The sequence below is a fragment of the Tunturiibacter lichenicola genome, from assembly GCF_051013355.1.
GTDB classification, from domain to species: Bacteria; Acidobacteriota; Terriglobia; order Terriglobales; family Acidobacteriaceae; genus Edaphobacter; species Edaphobacter lichenicola_F.
In genome coordinates, this window is record NZ_CP132944.1 from 2082343 (window position 1) to 2104049 (window position 21707).

The 21707-nt window shown below is 55.2% G+C and carries 18 protein-coding genes; 5 read left to right on the plus strand and 13 right to left on the minus strand.

Annotation, left to right across the window (positions count from 1 at the left end; genetic code table 11):
* Positions 1-117: 117 nt before the first annotated feature.
* Positions 118-1320 (minus strand): hypothetical protein, encoded by a 1203-nt coding sequence (locus RBB82_RS08940; RefSeq protein WP_433974774.1) that lies wholly within the window; start codon positions 1318-1320, stop codon positions 118-120.
* Between the two features lie 152 nt (positions 1321-1472).
* Here RBB82_RS08940 and RBB82_RS08945 point away from each other — a divergent pair, with 152 nt between their 5' ends.
* Positions 1473-1910, plus strand: coding sequence for a DUF2251 domain-containing protein (locus RBB82_RS08945; RefSeq protein ID WP_433974775.1), 438 nt, complete (start codon positions 1473-1475; stop codon positions 1908-1910).
* A 14-nt stretch (positions 1911-1924) separates the two neighbouring features.
* Here the strand turns inward: RBB82_RS08945 and RBB82_RS08950 are convergent, their stop codons facing one another.
* Positions 1925-2614: a 5' nucleotidase, NT5C type gene (locus RBB82_RS08950; protein WP_433974777.1), complete on the minus strand. Its 690-nt coding sequence runs from the start codon at positions 2612-2614 to the stop codon at positions 1925-1927.
* Positions 2615-2804: 190 nt separating this feature from the next.
* On the opposite strand from RBB82_RS08950, the gene RBB82_RS08955 reads away from it, so the two are divergent.
* A complete protein-coding gene (locus RBB82_RS08955) occupies positions 2805-3275 on the plus strand; it encodes a YybH family protein (protein ID WP_433974778.1) in 471 nt (156 codons plus the stop codon).
* A gap of 82 nt (positions 3276-3357) precedes the next feature.
* Here RBB82_RS08955 and RBB82_RS08960 read toward each other — a convergent pair whose 3' ends face one another.
* From RBB82_RS08960 to RBB82_RS08995, 8 genes are all read right to left on the minus strand, one after another.
* Complete coding sequence (locus RBB82_RS08960; protein ID WP_433974779.1) at positions 3358-3792, minus strand: PilZ domain-containing protein; 435 nt, start codon at positions 3790-3792, stop codon at positions 3358-3360.
* A 456-nt stretch (positions 3793-4248) separates the two neighbouring features.
* A complete protein-coding gene (gene frr, locus RBB82_RS08965) occupies positions 4249-4833 on the minus strand; it encodes a ribosome recycling factor (protein ID WP_433974780.1) in 585 nt (194 codons plus the stop codon).
* Between the two features lie 76 nt (positions 4834-4909).
* Positions 4910-5185: a hypothetical protein gene (locus RBB82_RS08970; protein ID WP_433974781.1), complete on the minus strand. Its 276-nt coding sequence runs from the start codon at positions 5183-5185 to the stop codon at positions 4910-4912.
* Positions 5186-5224: 39 nt separating this feature from the next.
* Positions 5225-6403 (minus strand): aminotransferase class I/II-fold pyridoxal phosphate-dependent enzyme, encoded by a 1179-nt coding sequence (locus tag RBB82_RS08975; RefSeq protein WP_433974782.1) that lies wholly within the window; start codon positions 6401-6403, stop codon positions 5225-5227.
* 155 nt (positions 6404-6558) lie between these two features.
* Positions 6559-7410, minus strand: coding sequence for a hypothetical protein (locus tag RBB82_RS08980; protein WP_433974783.1), 852 nt, complete (start codon positions 7408-7410; stop codon positions 6559-6561).
* A 256-nt stretch (positions 7411-7666) separates the two neighbouring features.
* Positions 7667-10102, minus strand: coding sequence for an ABC transporter permease (locus RBB82_RS08985; protein ID WP_433974784.1), 2436 nt, complete (start codon positions 10100-10102; stop codon positions 7667-7669).
* A gap of 203 nt (positions 10103-10305) precedes the next feature.
* Complete coding sequence (locus tag RBB82_RS08990; protein WP_433974785.1) at positions 10306-12540, minus strand: GH92 family glycosyl hydrolase; 2235 nt, start codon at positions 12538-12540, stop codon at positions 10306-10308.
* 63 nt (positions 12541-12603) lie between these two features.
* Positions 12604-14292 (minus strand): MFS transporter, encoded by a 1689-nt coding sequence (locus tag RBB82_RS08995; protein ID WP_433974786.1) that lies wholly within the window; start codon positions 14290-14292, stop codon positions 12604-12606.
* Positions 14293-14550: 258 nt separating this feature from the next.
* Between RBB82_RS08995 and RBB82_RS09000 the strand changes: the two genes are divergently transcribed.
* Positions 14551-15621, plus strand: a complete 1071-nt coding sequence (locus RBB82_RS09000) for an amidohydrolase family protein (RefSeq protein ID WP_433974787.1) — start codon at positions 14551-14553, stop codon at positions 15619-15621.
* Between the two features lie 81 nt (positions 15622-15702).
* Here the strand turns inward: RBB82_RS09000 and RBB82_RS09005 are convergent, their stop codons facing one another.
* Complete coding sequence (locus tag RBB82_RS09005; RefSeq protein WP_433974788.1) at positions 15703-16686, minus strand: carbohydrate kinase family protein; 984 nt, start codon at positions 16684-16686, stop codon at positions 15703-15705.
* 77 nt (positions 16687-16763) lie between these two features.
* Between RBB82_RS09005 and RBB82_RS09010 the strand changes: the two genes are divergently transcribed.
* Positions 16764-17948 (plus strand): SIS domain-containing protein, encoded by a 1185-nt coding sequence (locus RBB82_RS09010; RefSeq protein WP_433974789.1) that lies wholly within the window; start codon positions 16764-16766, stop codon positions 17946-17948.
* A gap of 1 nt (position 17949) precedes the next feature.
* Positions 17950-19221 carry a D-tagatose-bisphosphate aldolase, class II, non-catalytic subunit gene (locus tag RBB82_RS09015; RefSeq protein ID WP_433974790.1) on the plus strand — a complete coding sequence of 424 codons (1272 nt, stop codon included), beginning with the start codon at positions 17950-17952 and terminating at the stop codon, positions 19219-19221.
* A gap of 29 nt (positions 19222-19250) precedes the next feature.
* Here RBB82_RS09015 and RBB82_RS09020 read toward each other — a convergent pair whose 3' ends face one another.
* Positions 19251-20249 carry an aldose epimerase gene (locus RBB82_RS09020; protein WP_433974791.1) on the minus strand — a complete coding sequence of 333 codons (999 nt, stop codon included), beginning with the start codon at positions 20247-20249 and terminating at the stop codon, positions 19251-19253.
* Between the two features lie 28 nt (positions 20250-20277).
* Positions 20278-21639 carry a Gfo/Idh/MocA family protein gene (locus RBB82_RS09025; RefSeq protein WP_433974792.1) on the minus strand — a complete coding sequence of 454 codons (1362 nt, stop codon included), beginning with the start codon at positions 21637-21639 and terminating at the stop codon, positions 20278-20280.
* Positions 21640-21707: the final 68 nt, after the last annotated feature.

Sequence of the window (21707 nt, forward strand, 5' to 3'; positions counted from 1 at the left end):
TACGACCGTTTTCGGGGTGCGGATCTATTATCCAGTATCTCGGGTTAAATCAATGCAAAGTCGCATGACCAACCCAGTGGCGACCTGAATGCCGATCACTTCGAGAGAGTGAGACCTTTACTTTGCGATGTCTGGCAGCAGGGTGAGGCAGAGAAGCGCCTGAGTCAGAAGGATTGCTCCCGTGAGGGCGAGAAACATCTTCCGCTGTTGCATCTCCAATACGTCGGCAAATACTCCGCCTACAAAGGTAAAGAGAAACGGCAGTGCCCAGAGCCATGGCTGAGAGACCGTCTGCGTCGTAACAAGAGGAAACAACAATAAAGCCATTGCGAGTGGGGCTGTATTGCCGAAGTATCGGCAACGCGGGATCGCGATATACAGCAGCAGAGCCACGAGAGTCGCGACGGCTATTGGTGCGTTCGCGATATTGAGAAAGAAGTGCCGGGCACCGTCGAGGGCGAACCACGCGCGGGCACCACCTCCGGTAAATACGTAGCTGAACGGCGCCAGGCGCAACGCATAAAACGCGAACAGGATCGCGAGCGCGCCCACTGCCGAGAAGACCAGAATCTGCATGACGTAACTGCGCCGGCGCTCTGCCAGATACAGCATCCAGACCACAGCCAGCGCAAAGCCAACCATCGCCGCGAGCAGATGTGCCGCAGCCGTCAATCCCAGCGCGAGGGTCAGGAGTGCAATGCGTGGCCTCCACCTGCGACGCGGCCCCTGCATCGCGTGGGCAACGCCCATCGCTGTGTACACGAGACCGTAGAGTCCCCACATCGCGAGCACTTCATTGTTTGGTGTGACCGCGTAACGCACGATTGCCGGACAAAAACAGTAGAGCCCTAGTGCGAAGAAGCCGCCTTCGTTGCCAAAGAGACGACGTGAGACCCACCAGAGGCCGCCTCCGAGCCAGACAGCGAAGAAGATAAAGGGTATGTGCAGGAGGTATTTCACGCTGAAGAGCTCGTGCCGCGCCTCCCACGTCGAACCGTTGAGCGAGCCTTCTGCGTAGAGGCGATTCTCCGGCTTGCGGAGCGTGTCCGCGCCGAGCATTGCGAGCCGCTGCATGGTGAGTGGAAGCCCAGCGATGCGATAGGCAAAGGTGCCGTCACCATTCAGGTTGCCGCAGGTTGTGAAGTAGCCTGCCAGCGGCGAGGGACGCTCCCACATCTCGCGTCCACACTCGGCGTATCGATAGTCCTGCTGCGAGAGCTGCTGTCGGCTCACCACCCAGAGACACTCCGCGAGAAAAACCAGCAGCAGGAGCGCGGCCAGTTGCTGTGGTCGTCCGATCTTGATGCGGGGAAGCTTCATTCCGTAGATGGCTGGCCTTTATCCTTCATTTATTCTCGTACCGCTTGTGTTGTCTGGCCACAGTGGAGATACGGTTTTCCACGAATCTTTTCCGCAAATCCTGGTGTGCCACGTTGATGGAAAGCGGCATCTTCGAGTGTATCGTGAGAGGTATGCAGTCGCTTTCCTTTATCCCAGGCCGAGCCTTCCTCTCATCGAACTCAACCGCTGTGCCGTGGACAGTCGTCTTTGAAGATGAAGGTGTTGCCGGTTACTTTTACGCTTGCGATCGTTCGCAGGAGGTGCATGAACACAGCATTCTCGATGCAATGCTTATCTACAACGTCGCTGCACTGGCCAAGAGCGACGCTGAGAACCAACGGCCGGAGCCGCAGAGGATTGCTTCGGTGGAGTGGTCTCGGGATGGGCTGCAGGCTGTGCTTTATCTCGACGGCACCGCACAGGCGCTCTTCGACTTCCAGGCGCGGTGTGGTTATTCCCGGATGGACTTTCCAAATTTTATTGCTGAGCAGGGCGACACGTGGCGCAAATCGAGCCATGCGTGGTCCGATGCTGCGCTCCAACGATTTGAATCGAACCTATACAGTTAGTGGCGGGCGCGTCACTACGACAAAAAGAGCTGCTCCACTTCGAGCCAGTCGTTGACCCGCTTGTAGCCCTTCACGCCGGCGTTGTGCGGAGCGTTGTAGAGGATGCCTTCGCCCTTGAAACGCCGCAACTGGCGCGGATTGTCATCGATGAGGTAGTCCGCGCGCAGGATGCTCTTGTCGCCGCAGTAGACGATGTGCGAGGCGGGAATGAAGGGGAAGTGCTTTGCGAGCCAACGGTACTTTGCCTGAAATGAGGTTGGAACTTCCATCGCCGCCGTCGCGATGAAGACCTCATAGTTCATCTGGAGTCGATGCAGCACACGCTGGGACTCCGGCATGACCGCCAGTACTTCAAAGAAGTCCTCTGATCGCAAGTAGGCATCGAGAACCGCGTGGCGATCGGTAGACACCACATCCCACAGCCACTTTCCCTGCAGATCTTTGAGCGTGATCTTCTCGCCAAAGTGCTTGTTGTAGCGCAACAGGTGCTCGCCAAGAGCATCTGCCATCACTTCATCCATGTCGACACAAATTCGGCGCATCTCAGTCCCGCTTTTGTTGTAGCAGTTGTCCCCTGAGGTGTCCAAAAAAATGTGGGCAGTCGTGGTTTTGTCCGTGTTATTTGGATCGCCGCCGGCATAGGCATCGTGGACATCAAGCCCAGCGACCAAAGGGCGATAAGCATTATCGATGCAGCTGGCCATCTCGCCGAATTTACTTTTTTGCGGCTTTTCATGGTACGAAGGTGCCCAGACAGTTACCGTATGAAGACCGACTCACCTCCATCTCCCACGACCATCGTCTACCATCAATCCAAATCCCTGCTCGAACCCGTCCTATGAGACAGCTACCCAACCCGACGCAGAAGAGCATCTATCTACTTTGAGGCCTCTCATGTTGCTTCGTTCTCCTCTCCGCCTTGCTATCATCGTCCTTGTTCTCCTTGCACCCGTGATGCTCCCCGCGCAAGATACCAATCCCCTGCATACCGCCTCTCGTCAAGAGCTGGACGTCATCAAGGTTCTGCTTGCGCAAGAGGACGCGTGGAACAAAGGCGACATCGGGACCTTTGCCAGCAGCTACAAGGACGCCCCCGACACCCTCTTTATCACTCACCAGGTCTCACGTGGCTATGCCGGGCTAATCGACCAGTACAAGCGCGACTACCCTACCCGCGCCGCGATGGGAACCCTGTCTTTCTCTGATCTCGAGGTCCGCAGCCTTGACGAGAACTTCGCCGTCGTTATCGGTAAATACCGCCTCGACCGCGGCAAAAAGGATGGCGGTAACGCGGGAGGACTTTTTTCCCTCGTCTTTGAAAAAACAGATAAGGGCTGGAAGATCATCATCGACCACACCACGTAGGTATCGCCCACCAGAATCGGGATTCGGAGAAGCTGACCGTCGCAGAGCTCGCTCTCCTCGATTTCGCAGTCGAGAGTGCCCTCTAATCGCCCAACTGCGGCACCTCTACCGTCTCGCTCAGCTCCCGAATCAAGCCCTCCAACCCCACGCGCACCCTCGCGCTCATACTCTCAAACAGAAAGCCTGCTCCCCGAGTCCTCACCATTCTGCTCGTCCCTTCGCACTGGAACACCCGATCGTGCGTCCGAAAGATGATCTCGACCGGCGTCCCCGGAGCCAACCTCAGTCGTGCCTCGGTCTCGATGTAGCACCCTCCCTGGCTGACATCCAGCACGCGCCCACGGAAGAGCATCGTCCCATCCTTCACCATCACCTCTGCCCACGCGTCGACGGAGTACCGCGTATGCTGCCGCCGCTCTACAACACCCTGCGGAGCAGGCCGACGCCGTTCCTCATGATTCTCCTGGTCCTCAGCCTCGTAGTCTTGATGGTCTTGATGGTCTTCGATCTCTTCCATGGTCCAACTCCAGCCAGCGATCTCGTGCATCGTTTATCGGCACATTCCGCGAAGACATGAGACGCAAGCGCACCTAGCCTCGTACGCCCCGCCCCGTAGAAACTCCAGCAAAATGCTCCCAATCCTTGTCATCACCACGCACTATGCGTAGTCTGAGCCTATTCCCGGGCCAAATTTATCGGAGGCATCATGCTATGCCCCACCTGCAACCGCGGCGGAGAGCTAGCCCGAACAAGACGCGTGGGCCTTCTTGAAAGGCATGTCTACCCCTTGTTCGGCTACTTCCCCTGGATCTGCGCCCTGTGCAAGGTGCGAATCTTCTTAAAATGTCGTGGCGAACGACGACCCGAGCCGAACAATCCCGACTCCGATTCAATACCTGACATTCAGCCCGACAAAAAAGGCCCTCATCGCAATCGATGAAGACCTCTCGTAATCCTGTTCCCAACGTAAGGATCAGACGGTCATGATCTCTTTTTCCTTTGCCTTGAACAGGTCCTCGATCCGCTTGATCTCGACATCGGTTAGCTGCTGGACCTCTTCGTTGGCTCGCTTCTCATCATCGGCCGAGATCAGCTTATCCTTCGCGGCCTTCTTGATCTGATCGTTGCCATCGCGCCGAATATTCCGAATTGCCGTCTTATGATCCTCGAGCGTCTTATTGAGCTGCTTCACCACATCTTTGCGACGCTCCTCGGTCATCGGGGGCACGGGCACGCGAATCACCTTCCCATCGGTCATCGGATTCAACCCCGTTCCCGAGGTTCGAATCGCCTTCTCGATCGCCGAAACCATCGCCATATCGTAGGGCTGCACCAGAATCAGAGTGGGCTCCGGCGTACTCACCTGGCCCATCTGCGCCACCGGAGTATCCGTACCGTAGTAATCGACCTTGATCTGGTCGAGCATGTGCACATTCGCCCGTCCGGTTCGCGCCGACAGCAGATGCCCGCGAAAGTCGTCGACCGAGCTCTCCATCCGCGACCGTAACTGCTGGTGTGTCCCCTTCAACGCCTCAATCCCTGCCATTGCTGATGCCATACGTTCTCCTCTACTGCACTCGATATTTTACAGAGACGTAACCAACCACGCGAGTCGAGCCAACAAAAACCGAGCCCTAATCCTCAGCCGGCGCCTGCTCTTTGTCCACCGGTCCGAGCCCTAACCCTCGATTCGGCTTCTTCTTCTTTGCCGGATAGACCTTCGCCGCCACCGGAGGAGCAAGCGCCTCTTTGACCAGCACCTCAATCCCACGCCAGTACTTCACGTCGCCCGGCAGTGCAGACGGCACTGCCAGCCGCATTCGGCAGTACCAGAGCGACCACTCCAACTCTTTTGAGTTTTTGTTCTTGATTGCAGCTTCAATCCGCGTTACTTCAGAAAAAGACGTCATACCATCTCATATTTTACAGCCCTGCGAACCAGCCGAACTCTATCTCAGAGCCCGGAGCCGCCTGCATGCCTCCGCCAGATCCCTGTCCCTCTTCGCAAAACAGAATCGCAGGAGATTCTCGCCCTTGCCGGGCCTGAAAAAAGCCGACCCCGCCACCGAAGCCACACCAGTCTTCGCCAGCAACGACCTCGCCTTCTCGGCCGCCGTAGCTCCTTCCAGATTCTTCGCCGAAGCCAGTACGTAGTAGGCTCCATCCGGCACATGCGGATCCATGCGCGCATCCCGTAACGCATCTACGATCATCGTGCGCTTCACCTCGTGCTCTCGAGCCAGCCCCTCGTAAAAGTCCGTTCCCAGCTTTTCAACGCCATCTGCACACCCTTGCTGCATCGGAGCCGGCGCACACACATACGTCAGATCATGAAAGTACCCAATCGAACCCACCCACTTTGCATCGGCAACCAGATACCCGACCCTCCACCCCGTCACTGAAAACGTCTTCGAGAACCCGGACATCAAAATCGTCCGCTCCCGCATCCCCGGAATGGTCATTGGACTAACGTGCTTCGCCCCCTCGTAGATGAAGTGCTCATAGATCTCATCTGTAAACACGAACAGATCGAACTCCTCCGCGATCTTCGCCAACCCCTCCAGCTCGCTCAGCGTGAACACCTTGCCCGCCGGATTGGACGGCGTATTGATCACCATCGCCCGCGTCTTCGGCGTGATCGCCGCCTTTACTGCCGCCAGATCCAGGTCCCAATCAGGCTCAATCAGCGCCACCGGCACCGCACGGACCCGCAGGGAGTTCAGTGTGCCGACGTGATACCCATAGAACGGCTCAAACACCAGCACTTCGTCGCCGGGATTCAACAGCGCCATCGCCGCTGCCTGAAAGGCCCCCGTAGCTCCGCTCGTGACCAGCACCTCGCGCTCTGGATCGACAGTGATTCCCAGCGTTCGCTCTGCCTTCCCCGCAATCGCCTTACGCAGACGCGCAATTCCGTCGAGGCGCGTGTAGATATTCAGCCCATCCCGTATCGCACGAATCGCCCCCTCGGCCACCACCTCGGGAACCTCGGTATCGCACACGCCCTGCGCCAGATTTACTCCACCCATCCGGTCGCACTCCATCGTCATCGCGCGAATCTCTGATTGCACCAGGCGCGGCGCCAACTCACTCAAACGCAACCCTACCGAAGTCTCCGTGGAACCCATGCCCCAAAACCTCCGCTTCATTTAAAGGGTACGCCGAATTCTCTATTTCTCGCACAAAACCGAGCACGTACAAGATGGGGCACGGCGGAAGCCGCACCCCATGTGTCAATCCGACCGAACATGCCGTGGAGATTTATGCTTCGAACTGCTCGTCCCTACTTGTAGAAAGCAGCTCTGGCCACCGCGACACGATCCAACGCAGCCCTGCGTTTTTTGCCATACTCCTGAAGGTCCTTGTTCGATGGGCTCTTTGAAAGGTGCTGCGTCGTCTTCAGATCCTTCGACGGCGTAATCGAGTCGATCCATTCGCGCACGCTCTTGTTAGCGTTCGCCTGGCCTAGATTGACGATCGTTGGCGGCTGGCTCGGATCGATGTACTGTAGCTGCTGCCACTCGTCCGCCACAGCATTGATCCAGGAGATATACCCTCCGGGCAACACCTGCCGCGGTCCCGTAATCGCGCCCGTAAAGCTGTAACGCGTTCCCGGAGTCACAAGGGGATCGTAGAAGTGCGGCGTAATAAAGTCCGACACCGGCACACCGTTGATGGAGTACGCATACTTGTCGTCCTCTGGCGGATCGCAAGCTTCGACAAGATATCCGAACTGTCCCTCCCCGTCTTGTATCTTGCCACCGACTATTTCAATCGCGACCGAAGACTGGATACGGTTTCCGTACGGATCGACCAGCATCTCCAGGGTTTCGTGGCTTGCGGCAACCGTCCAGCCTTCGTTATCGGGGCTGGCGATCACCTTCGCGTATGGCTGTTTGTGCTTGTCCATGTGGAAGCCGCCTTCGCCGGGTGGCAGGCTCTTCACCAGCTGCACGGGCCAGACGCCGGCTGGTAGTTTCTTTGGATTCGGCAGATAGATCACTGTGGCAGTTACAGGCCAGAACTGCGGCAGATCCCGCGTGACCTGAATGTTCAAAGCGGCTGCTACGGACTGCACCAACTCAGGGTCAATGCTTCCAGTTGTGTCAACAAGTCCTACTTGAATAACGGACATGGCAGATCTCCTCGTATAGAAATAGAAAGCGTGGGGCTCATTCGCCTTGAATTGGGAGCCTAAAGATATCGGGGAGAGGGGGCCGGAAGGCGACTGAATGCACGCAACTCTACACCTTCGTGGAGATCAGTACAACTCCGGTCAACGCGCTCCGGTGTGGGATCAAGGGATTTGAGCAAAAAAGCGCAAAAAGGATCGGCCATTTCAAGGCAAATCAGCCGACATCCGCCGGCCAACGCTGTCCGCCAGAGCAGGGTTAGTTGCGTAGCGCCGTCACCGGATCGACCAGCGAAGCGCGCCGTGCCGGCACTGCACACGCAATAAGCGCGACCCCACTCAGCACAAGTAACACGAACACCAGGATCAACGGATCGTGTGAACTTCCCTCCGCCCAATGCGCCATCAACCGCTGCAACGCAATCGTCAGTACTAAGCCCACGGCGATGCCGCCCGCAACACTCACCACTGTCGACTGGAACACGATCCGCAACACATGCTCCCGCTGCGCTCCCAGCGCCATCCGAATCCCGAACTCACCTGTCCGCTGCGCCACCGTATACGAGACCACGCTGTATAGTCCAACCGCCGCCAGCGACAGCGCCAGCACTGCAAATGCGCCAAACAACCACGCCACAAGTCTCTGCTGCTGCCAATACTGTTCCCCGGATATCCAATGCTCCAGATCCTGCACATTTGCATTCACCTGTTGGTCTGCATCCACCGCGCTAACCTGCGCTCCAATCGCATGCAACAACGTCAGCGGCGAAACATCCGAGCGCACCAGAATCTGCGTATACATCCGCATCGTCAGCGCGGATGGTACAAACGCCTCCGGCGCAACCGGCTTCATCAACCCATCGTCCTTCTTGTCTCCAACGACACCGACAATCTGCAGCCAATCATCCCCGCCAGGCGCCATCAGCGAGTAAGGCGGCTCCTCCTTCAGCGCCGGGATCTTCATCGAATGCCCCACCGCATCACCCTTTGGAAAATAAAGCCGCGCCATCGTCTCATTGATCACCGTGACACGCGCGCCGTTTCTGTCTTCCGTCTCGTCCCAGATGCGCCCCTGTAGCTTCGGAACGCGCAACAACGGAAAGTAAGTCGGACTCACAACGTTGATTAGAACCTTCTGTGAATCCTGCGCCTGCTTGCCCAGAAACTCCACCGTCGTCGGAAATCCGTTTGAAGGCGGCGTAGCGTTGCTTGAGATCGCCGTCATCTTCACTCCAGGCACCGTTGAAACGCGCGCTCGAAGTTGCTCAAAGTAAGCTGACCGTGCCTCCCACGTCTTGTATGTCCCGTCATGCACCGGAATTCCCACTGACATCACATTGTGCGGGTCGTACCCCAACGACGTATGCATCAACTTCAGAAATCCCTCAATCGCCGCGCCCGCGGCCGCCAGCATCACCAGCGTCAGCGCAATCTGGCCTCCGATCAGTAGATTATTCGTCGCCTTCCCGCTGATGCTTCCTGCGATCTTGCGCGTTCCTGCCTGCATTACCTGCCCCACATCCGGGCGTGAAAGCTGCAGCGCCGGCCATAAGCCAAACAGCACCCCCGTCAGCAATGCAACTGCCACGCTAAAGAACAGCACTGGCAAATTAATCTGAATTGCGGCTTCGTGCGGAAACGAATATTGCGGCAGCAGCGACACAATCACCGCGAGCAGCTTGTACGCTAGCAGCACTCCCAGTGCCGCGCCCGTCAGCGACAAGATCAATGCTTCGGTTAAGAGTTGTCGTATCACGCGCGCTCTCGTCGCTCCGACCGCCATCCGTACCGCCAGTTCGTGCTGCCTCGAAGTTCCGCGAGCCATCAGTAAGATGGACACATTGCTGCACCCAATCAACAGAAGGAACGCCACTGCACCAAACAGAAGATACAGCGCTCCGCCGATCTGTTTCACAAAGTCTTCGTTCAGCCCCGAGAGAAAGAACTCGAAGTGATCCGTTGGAAAATGCTTTGGCGTATCCTTCGCAAACTGCAAGATCATTGGCGTTAATGCGGCCACCGCCGCCTGATGCGTCACGCCTGGCTTTAGTCTCAGGCCCACGTAGTCCGACCTGGTCGGATCCTGCGTCACCTTCAACGGCAGGTACACATCTCCGTCCCCCCAGGTAAACCGCTGCGCTGCCACACCCACAATCGTGTAGTTCTTGCGAACCAGCTGCAGGGTCTGACCCAACACCTTGGGATCCGCATTGAAGTGTCGCTGCCAGAACTTGAACCCCAGCACTACCACTGGCTGCGGATCCTGCCCATCGACTGCGTCGGCCGAAATCAGCCCTCGCCCCAGAGCCGCCGGCACGCCCAAGTGCTCGAAGCTGTTCGAGGTCAGGTATATGCCATTTACATCCTCCGGCAGATCATGGCCTGTCACCGTCAGGTTCCAGTCTTCTTCCATGAACGCGCTCTCCACCACAGGAGACTGCCGAATCACCTGATACTGCGGGCTCGTTAGCCCAAACCCATTCTCGCGCCCGCTCTTGTCCCTCAGTCGAAGATGGACCATCCGGTCCGGAGCCGCATAGGGGTAAGGGTTCATCAGCACCGCATGAACGATGCTGAACACCGCAGTCGTCGCCCCAATCCCGAGGGTCAGCGAGATAATCGCAGTCAGCGTAAAGCCGGGACTCTTGACCAACTGGCGCAAGGCATAGCGGAGATCCTGAAACAGCGTGGACATAGCGTTCGCTCCGTAGACAGAGTGTGGCCCTCTCAAAGAGAAGCACTCAAACGACCAACCCACGATTCTCGTACCTGATTGATTTCTATACGGTGAGGCGCAAATCGTCGTCTCGCAAGTGACCAGATTCGCAACTTCGCTGTTCGCGAATGGACAGACCAGCTATCCCGCTAGACTGAATTCTGAGGCCGGTTGGCCAGGGACTATTTGTCAGAGATTAAATTAGGACGCCAGTCACTTGCCCAACGAGACGGTTGAGGGCCCATTACAAAATGCAGTTTTGCACCAGCCTGAATCTCTTCCCATGTGATTACTGGACGGTCTAACGGCTTGTCGTTGAGAGTGGCGGACTGGATGTATACGTTTTTTGGAGAGTTATTCTCTGCTTCTATTTGAAGAATCTTTCCGGTGCTTAATTTCAATGTCATGTTGCTATACATCGGGCTTCCGATCATGAACTCTCCGCTGGCTGGATTCACCGGATAGAAACCCATTGCGGTGAACAGCAACCAAGCTGACATTTGGCCGCAGTCGTCGTCACCATCCAGACCACCGGCGTCGTAGCCATACTCCGCTGCGGCTATCTCACGTACCTTCGCTTGTGTCTTCCATGGCTGACCACCAAAGTCGTAAAGGTATCCGTAGTGATGGCTCGGCTCGTTCGGATGCACATTGTGTCCGCCAGTGAAGTGGTGATCGAGCTTGGCATCGTACGCTTCGGCTCCGCCCATCAGTTGAATCAATCCAGCTTGATCGTGCAGCGGCGCCCAGGTGTACGCCCACGCATCCCCCTCAGTCCAACCTGAGACCGATCGATTGCCAGGCGTGTCTCTTGGTCCTCCGATGGGTGCCCATCTCCCGTCGGACGTTTTGCCGTTCATCAGGCCTAGCTCAGGGTTATAGAGGTGGCGATCATTTAAGGAACGGTGCAGGAAGAATCGATAATCTTCTTCACGACCTGCTGCCTTCGCAACCTGTGCGACGCACCAGTCGTCATAGCTGTCCTCCAGCGTGCGTGAGGAGGCTTCGTCGGTTTTATCCGTCGGAATAAATCCAAGTTGTTTGTAGTACGTGAGGCCTCCGCGTGCCTCATACGGTGTGTGCTCTTCGCGATCGAGCCAACGACGCGTTAAATCTCCATCGGGAGGAGTCATTGCATCCTTGTAGACAGCTTGCCATGCCAATTCGCGATCGAAGCCGTGAAAGCCCTTACGGACTGCCTCGGCGACGAGCGAGTCCGCGTGTGTGCCTATCATGATGTTGGTGTAACTTGGGTTAGGCCACTTCGGCATCCACCCGCCTTCTTTATAGTTCTGCAGCAAGGCCGTGATCATGCCGTCGATTCGCTCCGGCGCAAGCAGTGTCAGGAGGCTGTTCTCCGCGCGAAAGGTGTCCCATATGGAATATGCGGTGTAGCTCTCACCTGCATGTACCTGATCGTCGAAGGCACTGTAGTAGTGGCCGCCTTCCGAAAAGATTCGTGGATACAACAGCGCATGATAGAGCGCGGTATAGAGTCTAGTTTTTTCCTGGTCTGTTGCACCACTCACTTGCATCCGGCTTAGTTTTTCGTTCCAAGCGGTCTGCAATCGTTGCTTTACAGCTTCGAAGCTCCACTCGGGCATCTCATGTTCGAGATTGGAGCGGGCCTGATCGATACTCAGAAACGAGGTCCCGACGCGAACATCGGCGGTCTCTCCCGCTCCGAATTCCGCATACGCTCCACGGCTTGACTGGGCCGTGCCGTCGTCCATGCCATAGGTCCTTGCAGCGATTGGAGTCTGCTTAAACTGAACGACGAAATAGCCTTTGAAGTTGGGGAGTTTGTAAGGTCCCAGGTGCGCATCCATGCGATGTGGATTGTAACCGGTAATCTCATGGTCCTGCATATCAACAGTCGCGTATCCGCTAACACCCGGTCGAGAAGCCTCTACCAACACCCGTGCAGCGCCGCTTTTAGGAAAGTGAAAACGCAGCATTGCACAGCGTTCTGTCGCCGTCATCTCAGCGTGAATCTTGTTGCCATCCGGAGTGTCGAGAAATACGCCGTAGTAATCGGGTCGCGACGTCTCCTTGTCGTGCCGGAACGGCAGCTTGCGATCTTCGGGAGATGTTCGCAGTTCGCCGGTTTGAGGCATGAGTGTCACATAGCCGTAATCGCCCATCCAGATTGCGGGTTGGTGCGTGCCAATGAAACCGGAGATAGTCGAGTCGTCGTAGTTGTAGGAAGTGATGCTTATTTTGTTCTGCCTCGTTTGGGGCGTCCAGTTCGTCATGCCGAAAGGCGGCGTAACAAACGGCATTGTGCCTCCATAGCCGATCGCACTTTTCTGTGTGCCGATCAAGGGATTGACGTAGGAGACTGCGTCGCGCTCGGCCGCAAATGCGAAGGTGGCAAAAAGAGAACCTACAAGAAGGCACAGACTTCGAATGAACATGAAAAATGAGTATAGTGAGGGCTTGAAGACGCATGCAACGAGTTCGGACAATAGTTCAAAACATCATCCATGAGCTGGATCGAACTGACGCTCAATCTCTTCAAGCGTCTTCCCCTTAGTTTCAGGCAGGAAAAACGCCGCAGTGATGAAATAAACCACAGTGCAGGCGGCCCACACCAGAAACATCAAGTAGTAGCCGTACGTCGAAACCAGCGGAAGAAATACGCCAGCGATAAGTGTTGAGACTCCTTGATTGAGAAGTAACGCGATGCCCATCCCGGCAGAGCGGATGCGGGTTGGCATCAACTCAGACAAGGTGAGCCAGACAACAACACCTGGCCCGATGGAAAAGCTGGCAATAAACAATGCGAGGCCGAATGTGATGAACCAACCTGTTCGCTCCGCAGGAACGTTGCTGAGAAAGGCGCGCTTGATGTTCAGTTGCTGTGTGGGGAATCTGGCGTCGGGAGTGATCGATAGCGCTTCCGTATCAGTGCTGACCATGGTTGCCAGCTTGTCGCCGGTTCCGTAGGAGTAGAGAACAGTCAAAGCCTTTGCGCCGGATTCTTGAGGAGACCAGGTTTTGATATCACTCGAAGACAGTTTCAGGCCGTTTTCCTGGACTTGTCTTTGCACTTGATCGGTGATGTTCAGCCTATGAGATTCGAACCCGTAAAAGAAAAAGGCTATTACCAATAGTGCTACGATGATGCCACCCGTCCCCAGAGTAAGCAGAAACTTTCTGCCCTTCTTGTCGATTAGTGCAATGGCGACGATGGTCATGGCGCAGTTGAGCAGCTTGACCGCGAGATCTCCTTGCGCGGCATGAGTTGCAGACATGCCTGCCTGCTTCAAGATAACGATCAGATAGCTCAGGATTGAGTTGATACCTGTGGCCTGATTGCAGGCAAGAATGACGCATGCAAGAACGAATGGAACGACATATTTACGCTGCAGGAGTGATCCTGTGTGTGTTGCTGCCTGCTGCTTGTTCTCGAGTGAGAGCTCCTGCATCTCGCGCATCTCTCGTTGAGATTCTTCTTCGGAGGAGGCCCGGCGCAATGCGGCGTTCGCCTCTTCTATTCGACCCTGACGGAAGAGCCAACGCGGGGTTTCGCTGAGGAAGAATGCACCGGCAAAGAAGATGACGCCGGGATAGATGACAGAGAGAAACATCCCGCGCCAGGCATGGTCTTCAGCTGCCCGGACTAGCACAGGATCGTTTGCGGCTACTCGAATCGCCGCCTCTGCCTGATGGATGTAGAACCAGCCAGTGAAGGCTGCAGCGAGGATGCCAAAGGTGAGCATGAATTGAAAGACCGCTGATCCCCTGCCTCGGGTGTTTGCGCTTAGACACTCGGCGAGATACAGCGGGACCACGACGGCAATCACTCCCCCACTAAAGCCTTGTAGCAGCCGCCCAAGTAAAAGAGGGACAAAGCCGTGTGAGAGCACGATCAGGGCGACACTCGATACGAATAGCAGACCGCTCAGAATGACCATCTTTTTGCGACCGAACCAGTCGGCGAAGAATCCGGCGATGAGCGAGGAGAGCATGCTGCCGCCGAGTACCGCTGCGACGATCGCAGATGTCTGACTCACTGTCAGATCAACTGTTTTGCCCAGATAGAGGAGAGCTGCGGAGATGATGCCTATGTCGATTCCATAGAGGAGGCCGCCCAACCCAGCGATGCACAGGAGAAATCTGTTGTAAAAAACAGGACTGACTTTTGCTGAAGGAGCTGGGTTCATGAGTTCCCTTGAAGAGAATTTAGGCACTAATTCGAAACGGCTTGACTGCGTGCGGTTGAGGTGAAGACTCTCGCAGAGAGCGTATCGTAAGTAACTCTGCGTGGGAAATATCGCTCAATCTACTTCTGATTGCGGGACGGCACGCGGTTCAACTGGTGTATGAAGCGTTGGGAGGGGACTATCTTGACGCAAGTTTAGTGGAGTTGTAGTGTAATCGAAACAAAACGTAATAAAAAGATACAAATCGATGAGGGCTTAGTGAAAGCTTCAAGTTCAGAAGATACTCCGGACAAGTTTGTTGACATGGTGAGCGCCACGGCAGAGGTTGATCTTCGCCTGAGCGACTTTCATCCACGTTCCAGTCTGAACAGCAAAGTGCACACGGTGGAACGCGCTCGTTTTCCGGTGATCGACTATCACAACCATCTCGACTCCATGGATCCTCAGGACGTTCTCTCCATCATGGATCAATGTGGTGTAGAGCACGTTGTCAACATCACCATGCAGGTTGGCCAAAAGGCGTTAGATATGATGGATCGCTATCACGCCGCTGCGCCTGCGCGTTTTTCAACGATTGGATGGATGGATTGGACCGGAGTGGAGCGTAGCGATTTTGCGCAAGTCACCGTGGATCGCCTGCAGCGGATGATCGATCACGGCGCATGCGGCATCAAGTTCTGGAAGGACCTCGGACTAACGCTGCACGACACGGACGGTACTCTGTTGCGCATCGATGATGATCGATTTTCGCCTATCTTTGAGGCGTGCGGGAATCTGGGCCTGCCCGTGATGTTTCACACCTCTGATCCCACTGCGTTCTTCGCCCCAATCGATGCCGAAAATGAACGGTACGAGGAGTTAGCCGCACATCCCGACTGGGGGTTTCATCAACTCCCGGTCACCAAGCGTGATCTGCTGGAACAGCGCAACCGCGTCATCGCACGACATCCTTCCACTACTTTTGTTGGCGCTCATTGCGCCGAAAGCGGAGAGGATCTGGCGTATCTTGCTGAGCAGTTGGATGCTCTTCCCAATCTACAGATCGACATCAGCGCCCGCACACCGGAGCTTGGAAGACAGCCTTACACCGCACGCGCATTTTTCTTGAAATATGCGGACCGTATTCTGTTCGGCACGGATTTGTTGCCTGAAGTTGAGATGTATCGACTCTATTTTCGCTTTTTAGAGACGGCCGATGAGTACTTTGAGTACCCCTCGCACGCCTCGCGGCAGGGGAGATGGAATATCTACGGGATGTTTCTGCCAGAGGATGTCTTGTTGAAGGTGTATCGAGAGAATGCTCTTCGACTTTTGCCGCGGCTCCAGTAGTCGAGTTCGTGACGGCCGAATAGACTGCCCGAAAGCTGCTGGATGTGGCCGAACGTCTTGAGGATTTTCGTGTCTGAATTTCTAGACTCCGTTTTGCGATAGAAAGCTTTGTCTAAGGTTTTGGTCTCGAAAGGCCTCTGTACCGCCCGACGCCAGTGTAGAGAGTGCACCCGTAACATTACCGGTACGTGCAGCTTCGGTTAAAGAAGCGCCGCGGAGATAAGCGCTTAGGAAACCTGCGTTGAAGCTATCTCCTGCTCCAATCGTATCAACGGGAACAACGGAAAGACCTGGAATGTGCTGACGTGTGACTCCATCCTGTACAAGTGCTCCGCTCGAACCGCACTTGACCACAATGACCGGAACGCGGCGACCGACAATCTCCAAAGCACGCTCAACAGTTGAGACTCCAGCTATGCGGATCAGCTCACTTTGGCTAGGGAGAAGGATATCGACAAGATCGAGAATCTCATTGAGCACGCCTCCCCACTTGTCGTCCGGATCGTCGTTTGTGTCGAGAGAGATGGTCAAGCCAGCTGACTTTAGCTTGCGAAGAAAGTCTGCGAGACCGGGCTGAAGACCACGCTGAAGGTACAACGAGGAAAGATGAAAATGGCGGGACGAGGTAAGGTACTCCATGGGAAGATCCTCAACGGTCATCTCCGCCATAGTTCCCAGATAGGTAAGGATATGGCGCTCCTTCCCGTGAGGCAGAAGAACAGTCACTCCAGTACCGGAAGATCCGCCTCCGGCTTGAACGTGCGTAAGGTCGACTCCGCTCTCTGCCAGCCTTGCCAAAGCCAGCTTCCCAAGCTCATCGGAGCCTACACGCGTCACGAAACCAACCTTCAGCCCAAGTGAGGCGAGGTTATGAGCGACAATGGCAGACGAACTTCCGAGGGTGAATCGGAAGTCTGAGGCCAACAGCTCGCGCTCGACCGGCATTTCTTGAGGTAAACCGTACAGAATAAGGTCCAGGTTGATTTCACCGGCAATGGTCACATCGAAGCGAGGTTCTAAGGTCGCTCGGTTCACAGTTGTCGCTCCGTCATTAACTGCTTTCATAACTAGCTTTTATGTTACTATTTCTTGTGTTTTGTTTCTTTTGTTTTTGGATTTAGTTTACTTGGAGGACTGATTCCGTGGGTGCATTAGCAAGTTTGCTTGATCTGCCGACGTCCGAACAGGAGTCACGGGGGCTAACTTTTACACCGCGAGAGATTGCGCAACAGCCGGAGACGTGGCGAAAAACTGCGTTATTCTTCGAAGCGCAGCAGGATCGGTTTCGGACTTTCCTCGAGCAGACCGGGGTGACAGGTCCTCTCGAAAAGCGGCCAATCGTAATGCTCATTGGCGCCGGCACCTCTGACTTCATCGGAGAATCGCTCGCGCTTCTGCTCAGGCAGCGCTGGGGGTGCGAAGCATCGGCAGTTGCAAGTACAGATTTGCTGCCTAGTATGTCGGAGTACGTCATCCCGGGCCGCCGCTATCTTTGGATCTCATTTTCGCGCTCTGGCGACTCTCCCGAAGGGGTAAATGTTCTCGAGCAGGCTCTGGAGATTTATCCCGAGATCTCGCATCTGGTAATCACTTGCAATCCTAACTCCAGGATGGCGGCACTTGCTGCCAACCACATCCATGTCTGCATAGCAGTGCTCGACGATGCTGTGAACGACCGCAGCCTCGCCATGACCAGTTCATTCACCAACATGGTGGTGTTAGGGCAATGCCTAGCACACGCCTGGAGTTTCGCAGAGTATAAGCCAATTCTCGATGGCTTGATCGACGCGGCAAATAAGTTCCTGAGCGACTCTGCTGAGCTTGCACAAAAGATGGCCGCTCGCCGGACACAGCGTATCTGCATGATTGGTTCGGGATCGCTTGGGGCTGTTGCGAAGGAAGCATCTCTCAAGGTGTTGGAGATGTCTGGCGGCCAAGTCAAGACTATGCCCCAGACTTCACTTGGACTTCGTCACGGCCCAATGGCTGCCCTTGATCGTGATACCGATCTGATTTGCTTTCTGTCGTCGGAGCGAGCTCGCTTTCGTTACGAAGCTGATCTGCTTCGTGAGATTAAGGCAAAGAACATCACTGCAACCTGCATTGTTGTTGGCCTGAAATCGGCCGAGAGGGAAATTGCTCCCCTTTGCGATACATATCATGCTATCGATGGATCCTTTTCTGACACCTACCGTCCTCCTGTGGATGTCATCTTTGGGCAGCTTCTCGGTCTTTACTACTCCATCGCCTTTGGTCTGAGGCCGGATGCACCGAGCCCTGCAGGCGTGATCAACCGCGTCGTGAGCGATTTCACGATCTATCGTTAAGATGTCCTCTGTTCTACAGGATCATCTCAGATTGCGGGCTGATGGCACTCAGCCGGGAATCTATTCTGTGTGTTCGGCTCATCCGCTTGTCTTGCGCGCCGCGGCAGAGCAGGCTGCAACTGATGGAAGTGTTCTTCTTATCGAAGCGACAAGTAACCAGGTCAACCAGACGGGCGGATACACCGGGATGCAGCCGTCCGGCTTTCGCACCTTTGCCGAAAAGATAGCGGCCGACGCTCATCTCGAGCCGCAAAAGCTTGTGCTCGGAGGAGATCACCTCGGACCCAATCCATGGCGACATCTGCCGGAAGCTGAGGCGATGCGACACGCAACGACCATGGTGTCTGCCTACGCCAAGGCTTCTTTTAGCAAGATACATTTGGACGCGAGCATGTCGTGTCTTGGCGATCCCACCACACTCAGCGATGAAGCTGTTGCGAATCGAAGTGCGGAGCTCTGTGCCGCCGCCGAAGCAGCTTACGCTGGTGGCACGGACAAGCCAGTTTACGTCATCGGAACTGAGGTGCCTACGCCCGGCGGCGCGACACATTCGCTCGATGGCCTCGCGATTACTCATCCTGCAGCGGCAGCGCGTACTCTAGCGATTCATCGGCAGGTTTTTATAGAGAACGGTTTGGGCGACGCATGGAAGCGTGTGATCGCGATGGTTGTGCAACCGGGGGTAGAGTTCGATCACGACAGTGTCGTTTATTACCAACGCGCAAAGGCAGAGTCGCTCGTTGAATGGCGACAGCAAGAGGCGAGCGAGATCGTCTTTGAAGCGCATTCAACCGACTACCAGCTTCCTGATGCATATGGCGAGCTGGTTCACGACGGATTTGCCATTCTAAAAGTTGGTCCGGCGCTGACGTTTGCTCTACGCGAAGCATTGGACGCGCTTGCTGCTATCGAAGAGCTGCTGATTGCACCTAAGGAGCAATCGAACTTGTTGCAGGTTGTTGAACAGACAATGATTGCCAACCCGAGTGCATGGGAGCCTTATTACCAGGGGACCCTTCGGCAGCAGCAACTGCTTCGACGCTTCAGCTACAGTGATCGTGTTCGGTATTACTGGCACTATCCTGAGATCGTTGCTGCCGTCGCCCGGCTTATCGATAATCTCGAAGCAATAAAAATTCCAGAGAGCGTTCTAAGCCTCTATTTTCCGACTCAATATGCGCGTGTTCGGATTGGGGAGATATCAAGCGATCCCACATCTTTGATCGTCGATAAGATCAAAGATGTCCTGCGCATCTACGCTCGATCCTGCTAACTCTATCTTTAAATTGATTGGACCGTAGCTCAACCTTCGATACTTCGAACGAAAGTCTCTTTGCTGATTGCCCCATTGAGTCCGACGATGAGAAATTCGATCGTCCAAGAGTGGGTCTGATTGGGTTCAAGCACGGGCGCAACTCCGTCGCGAATCGCATTCTCAAGCGAGCCTCGCGCGGCGACGGTAGGCTCGAGTGCAACTGCAAACTGACGTTGTTCGGAGTCATCTGGCCATCCTCCATAGCAGAGCCATAGGCCGAGATAAGGCAGTTGTGCAGGATCGAAACGAAGCACAATGCCACGACCAACGACAGAGCGAAAGAGACCACATCGCCCGGAAGCGAGCGGCCCCGCGTAAAGCATGTCGGCTGTATCGGCATTGGAAGATACCGTTGCGCTTAAGTCGATCGAGTCTGATGCGTTGTATGTAATTGGCCACGAAATGGAGTCGCCCTGATTGCCAAGACGATTGTGAGCTGAAGATTCTACCCGTAACGACGCTACACTCGCCGGTAAGACGACGAGATCGCCTGGGTCAATCGAAAACAGCGGGTGGCATGCGTAGAGGTACTCGACAGCTTTTGAACTTAAATTTTCAACTGAATAATCAATTTGCAACGACGTCGGGGAGACCTCAAGCCGCTTCGTAAAACGCAACGGGCGACTATTCCCATCTGCAACAATCGTCACCGAGCGTGAAGTAGCTGACTCCTGGACTGTCCATGGAATTGTCCAGAAGTCTCCATGATCCGGTGCTTCAAGGGCTGGTATACCGATCCATGATCTCGCGACTGTGGGAAGACACTCGTCGATCCCTGAACAAGCGCCATCCTGAAAACTCATACCTGGAGTCAGTTGTTCATCAAAAGAATGGGAGGGTTGAAGCAGAAATTCAAACCCTCCACCTTGTAGCGACTCGATTCTGCCACCACTACCAGGAAGCAGGACTACTCTTACCGCACCGTTCTCCAAGATGATTCGATCGCTGCCGCTATTCATGCTACGTCGCACCAACTTTGAGGGCATTGGTCACTGCGACCTTTCGAACTCACAACTAAACCTGCGTCGCGATAGCTGATACCTTTCGCTCGCGCCACTTGCCTCGCGTAAAGTCGGGAAATTCCATCGGCGCGCTGCCGTGACTTACAGAAGCAATACTAAGCGGAGCGACCGAAGACCATGCGGCGGCGTCGTAGACATCCATGTCTGGCGGCAGACCCTCGCGCACACACTGGAGCAAACGATAGAGCATGATGTAATCCATGCCTCCATGGCCTCCGATCTTTTTGGCGATCTCCCCCTCTTTCTTCCAGAGTGGATGCTCATACTCTTTCCACGAGTCGATTGATCCCCACGATTCGTCGTTATTCTGACCATCAAGATAGATGCGCGGCGGATAGTCCTCGAAGATACCCTTCGTTCCAGCGATGAGGTTGATGCGGTCGTAAGGATGCGGAGTGGAAACTGTATGCTTTACCGTGATCGTCAGCCCATTGGCTGTCTTGATCAAGGATGTGTTCATATCGCCGGTTATGTATTTTTCTGCCATTCTAGGATCGCTCGCCTGCAGATGCTCTTTCCGATACGCGTCCAAACCGCGCTGAGGTGTGCTCATCGAAACGATGTAGCCGAACCGATCGCCACGTTCGATTCCCATGTAATTCGCCACCGGCCCGAGGCCGTGAGTGGGGTATAAATTTCCATCACGCCTGGTGTGCTCCGTCCGTCTCCAAAGGCCTTCACCAGCGTTTGAGAACAGCTCCTCCCGTAGGTCGTGAAGATAGGCACCTTCGCCGTAGAGCAGGTCGCCGAACTTACCCGCATGCACCATGCGAAGAATTAAAGTTTCGTTGTAGCCATAACAGCAGTTTTCAAGCATCATGCAGTGCTTGCGCGTCTCCTCCGACGTCTTGACGATCTTCCAACAGTCTTCGATCGTCGTGACGGCAGGAACCTCCACCGCGACATCCTTGCCGTGCTTCATTGCAGAGACAGCCATCTCTGTGTGCCAATTCCACGGAGTTGCCACTATAACCAGATCCACATCCTGTCTTGCTAACAACTTTTCGAAAGCATGTGGGCCGTCGGTATACAACTCAGGACTCTTCTGACCTGATGCCACAACCAGAGAACCGGCGTGCTCCGCCTTCTCCTTTACAACGTCACATAGTGCGACGACTTGAGCATCCGCGGCTAGCAGATTTTCAAGCAGATTGGTTCCGCGCCCGCCGGTCCCGATCATAGCGACCTTTGGATTTCGCTTTTCGAAAGGGACGTCGATCATTGTGGCTGATCCGCCCGTCTCAGCATGTGCAAGGTTTCCGAGGCTTGCGTTCACTGCGCTAGCGGCGCTCATCTGCACAAACCGGCGCCTTGTCCACGATCCCAATCCAGTAATCTTCTCGTCAAAATTCAAGTGGTTTCTCCTCGTTTTCGCATCACAGGGATTTGCTTTTGCTCTTGGCCGCCCTGCTGTAAATCTCA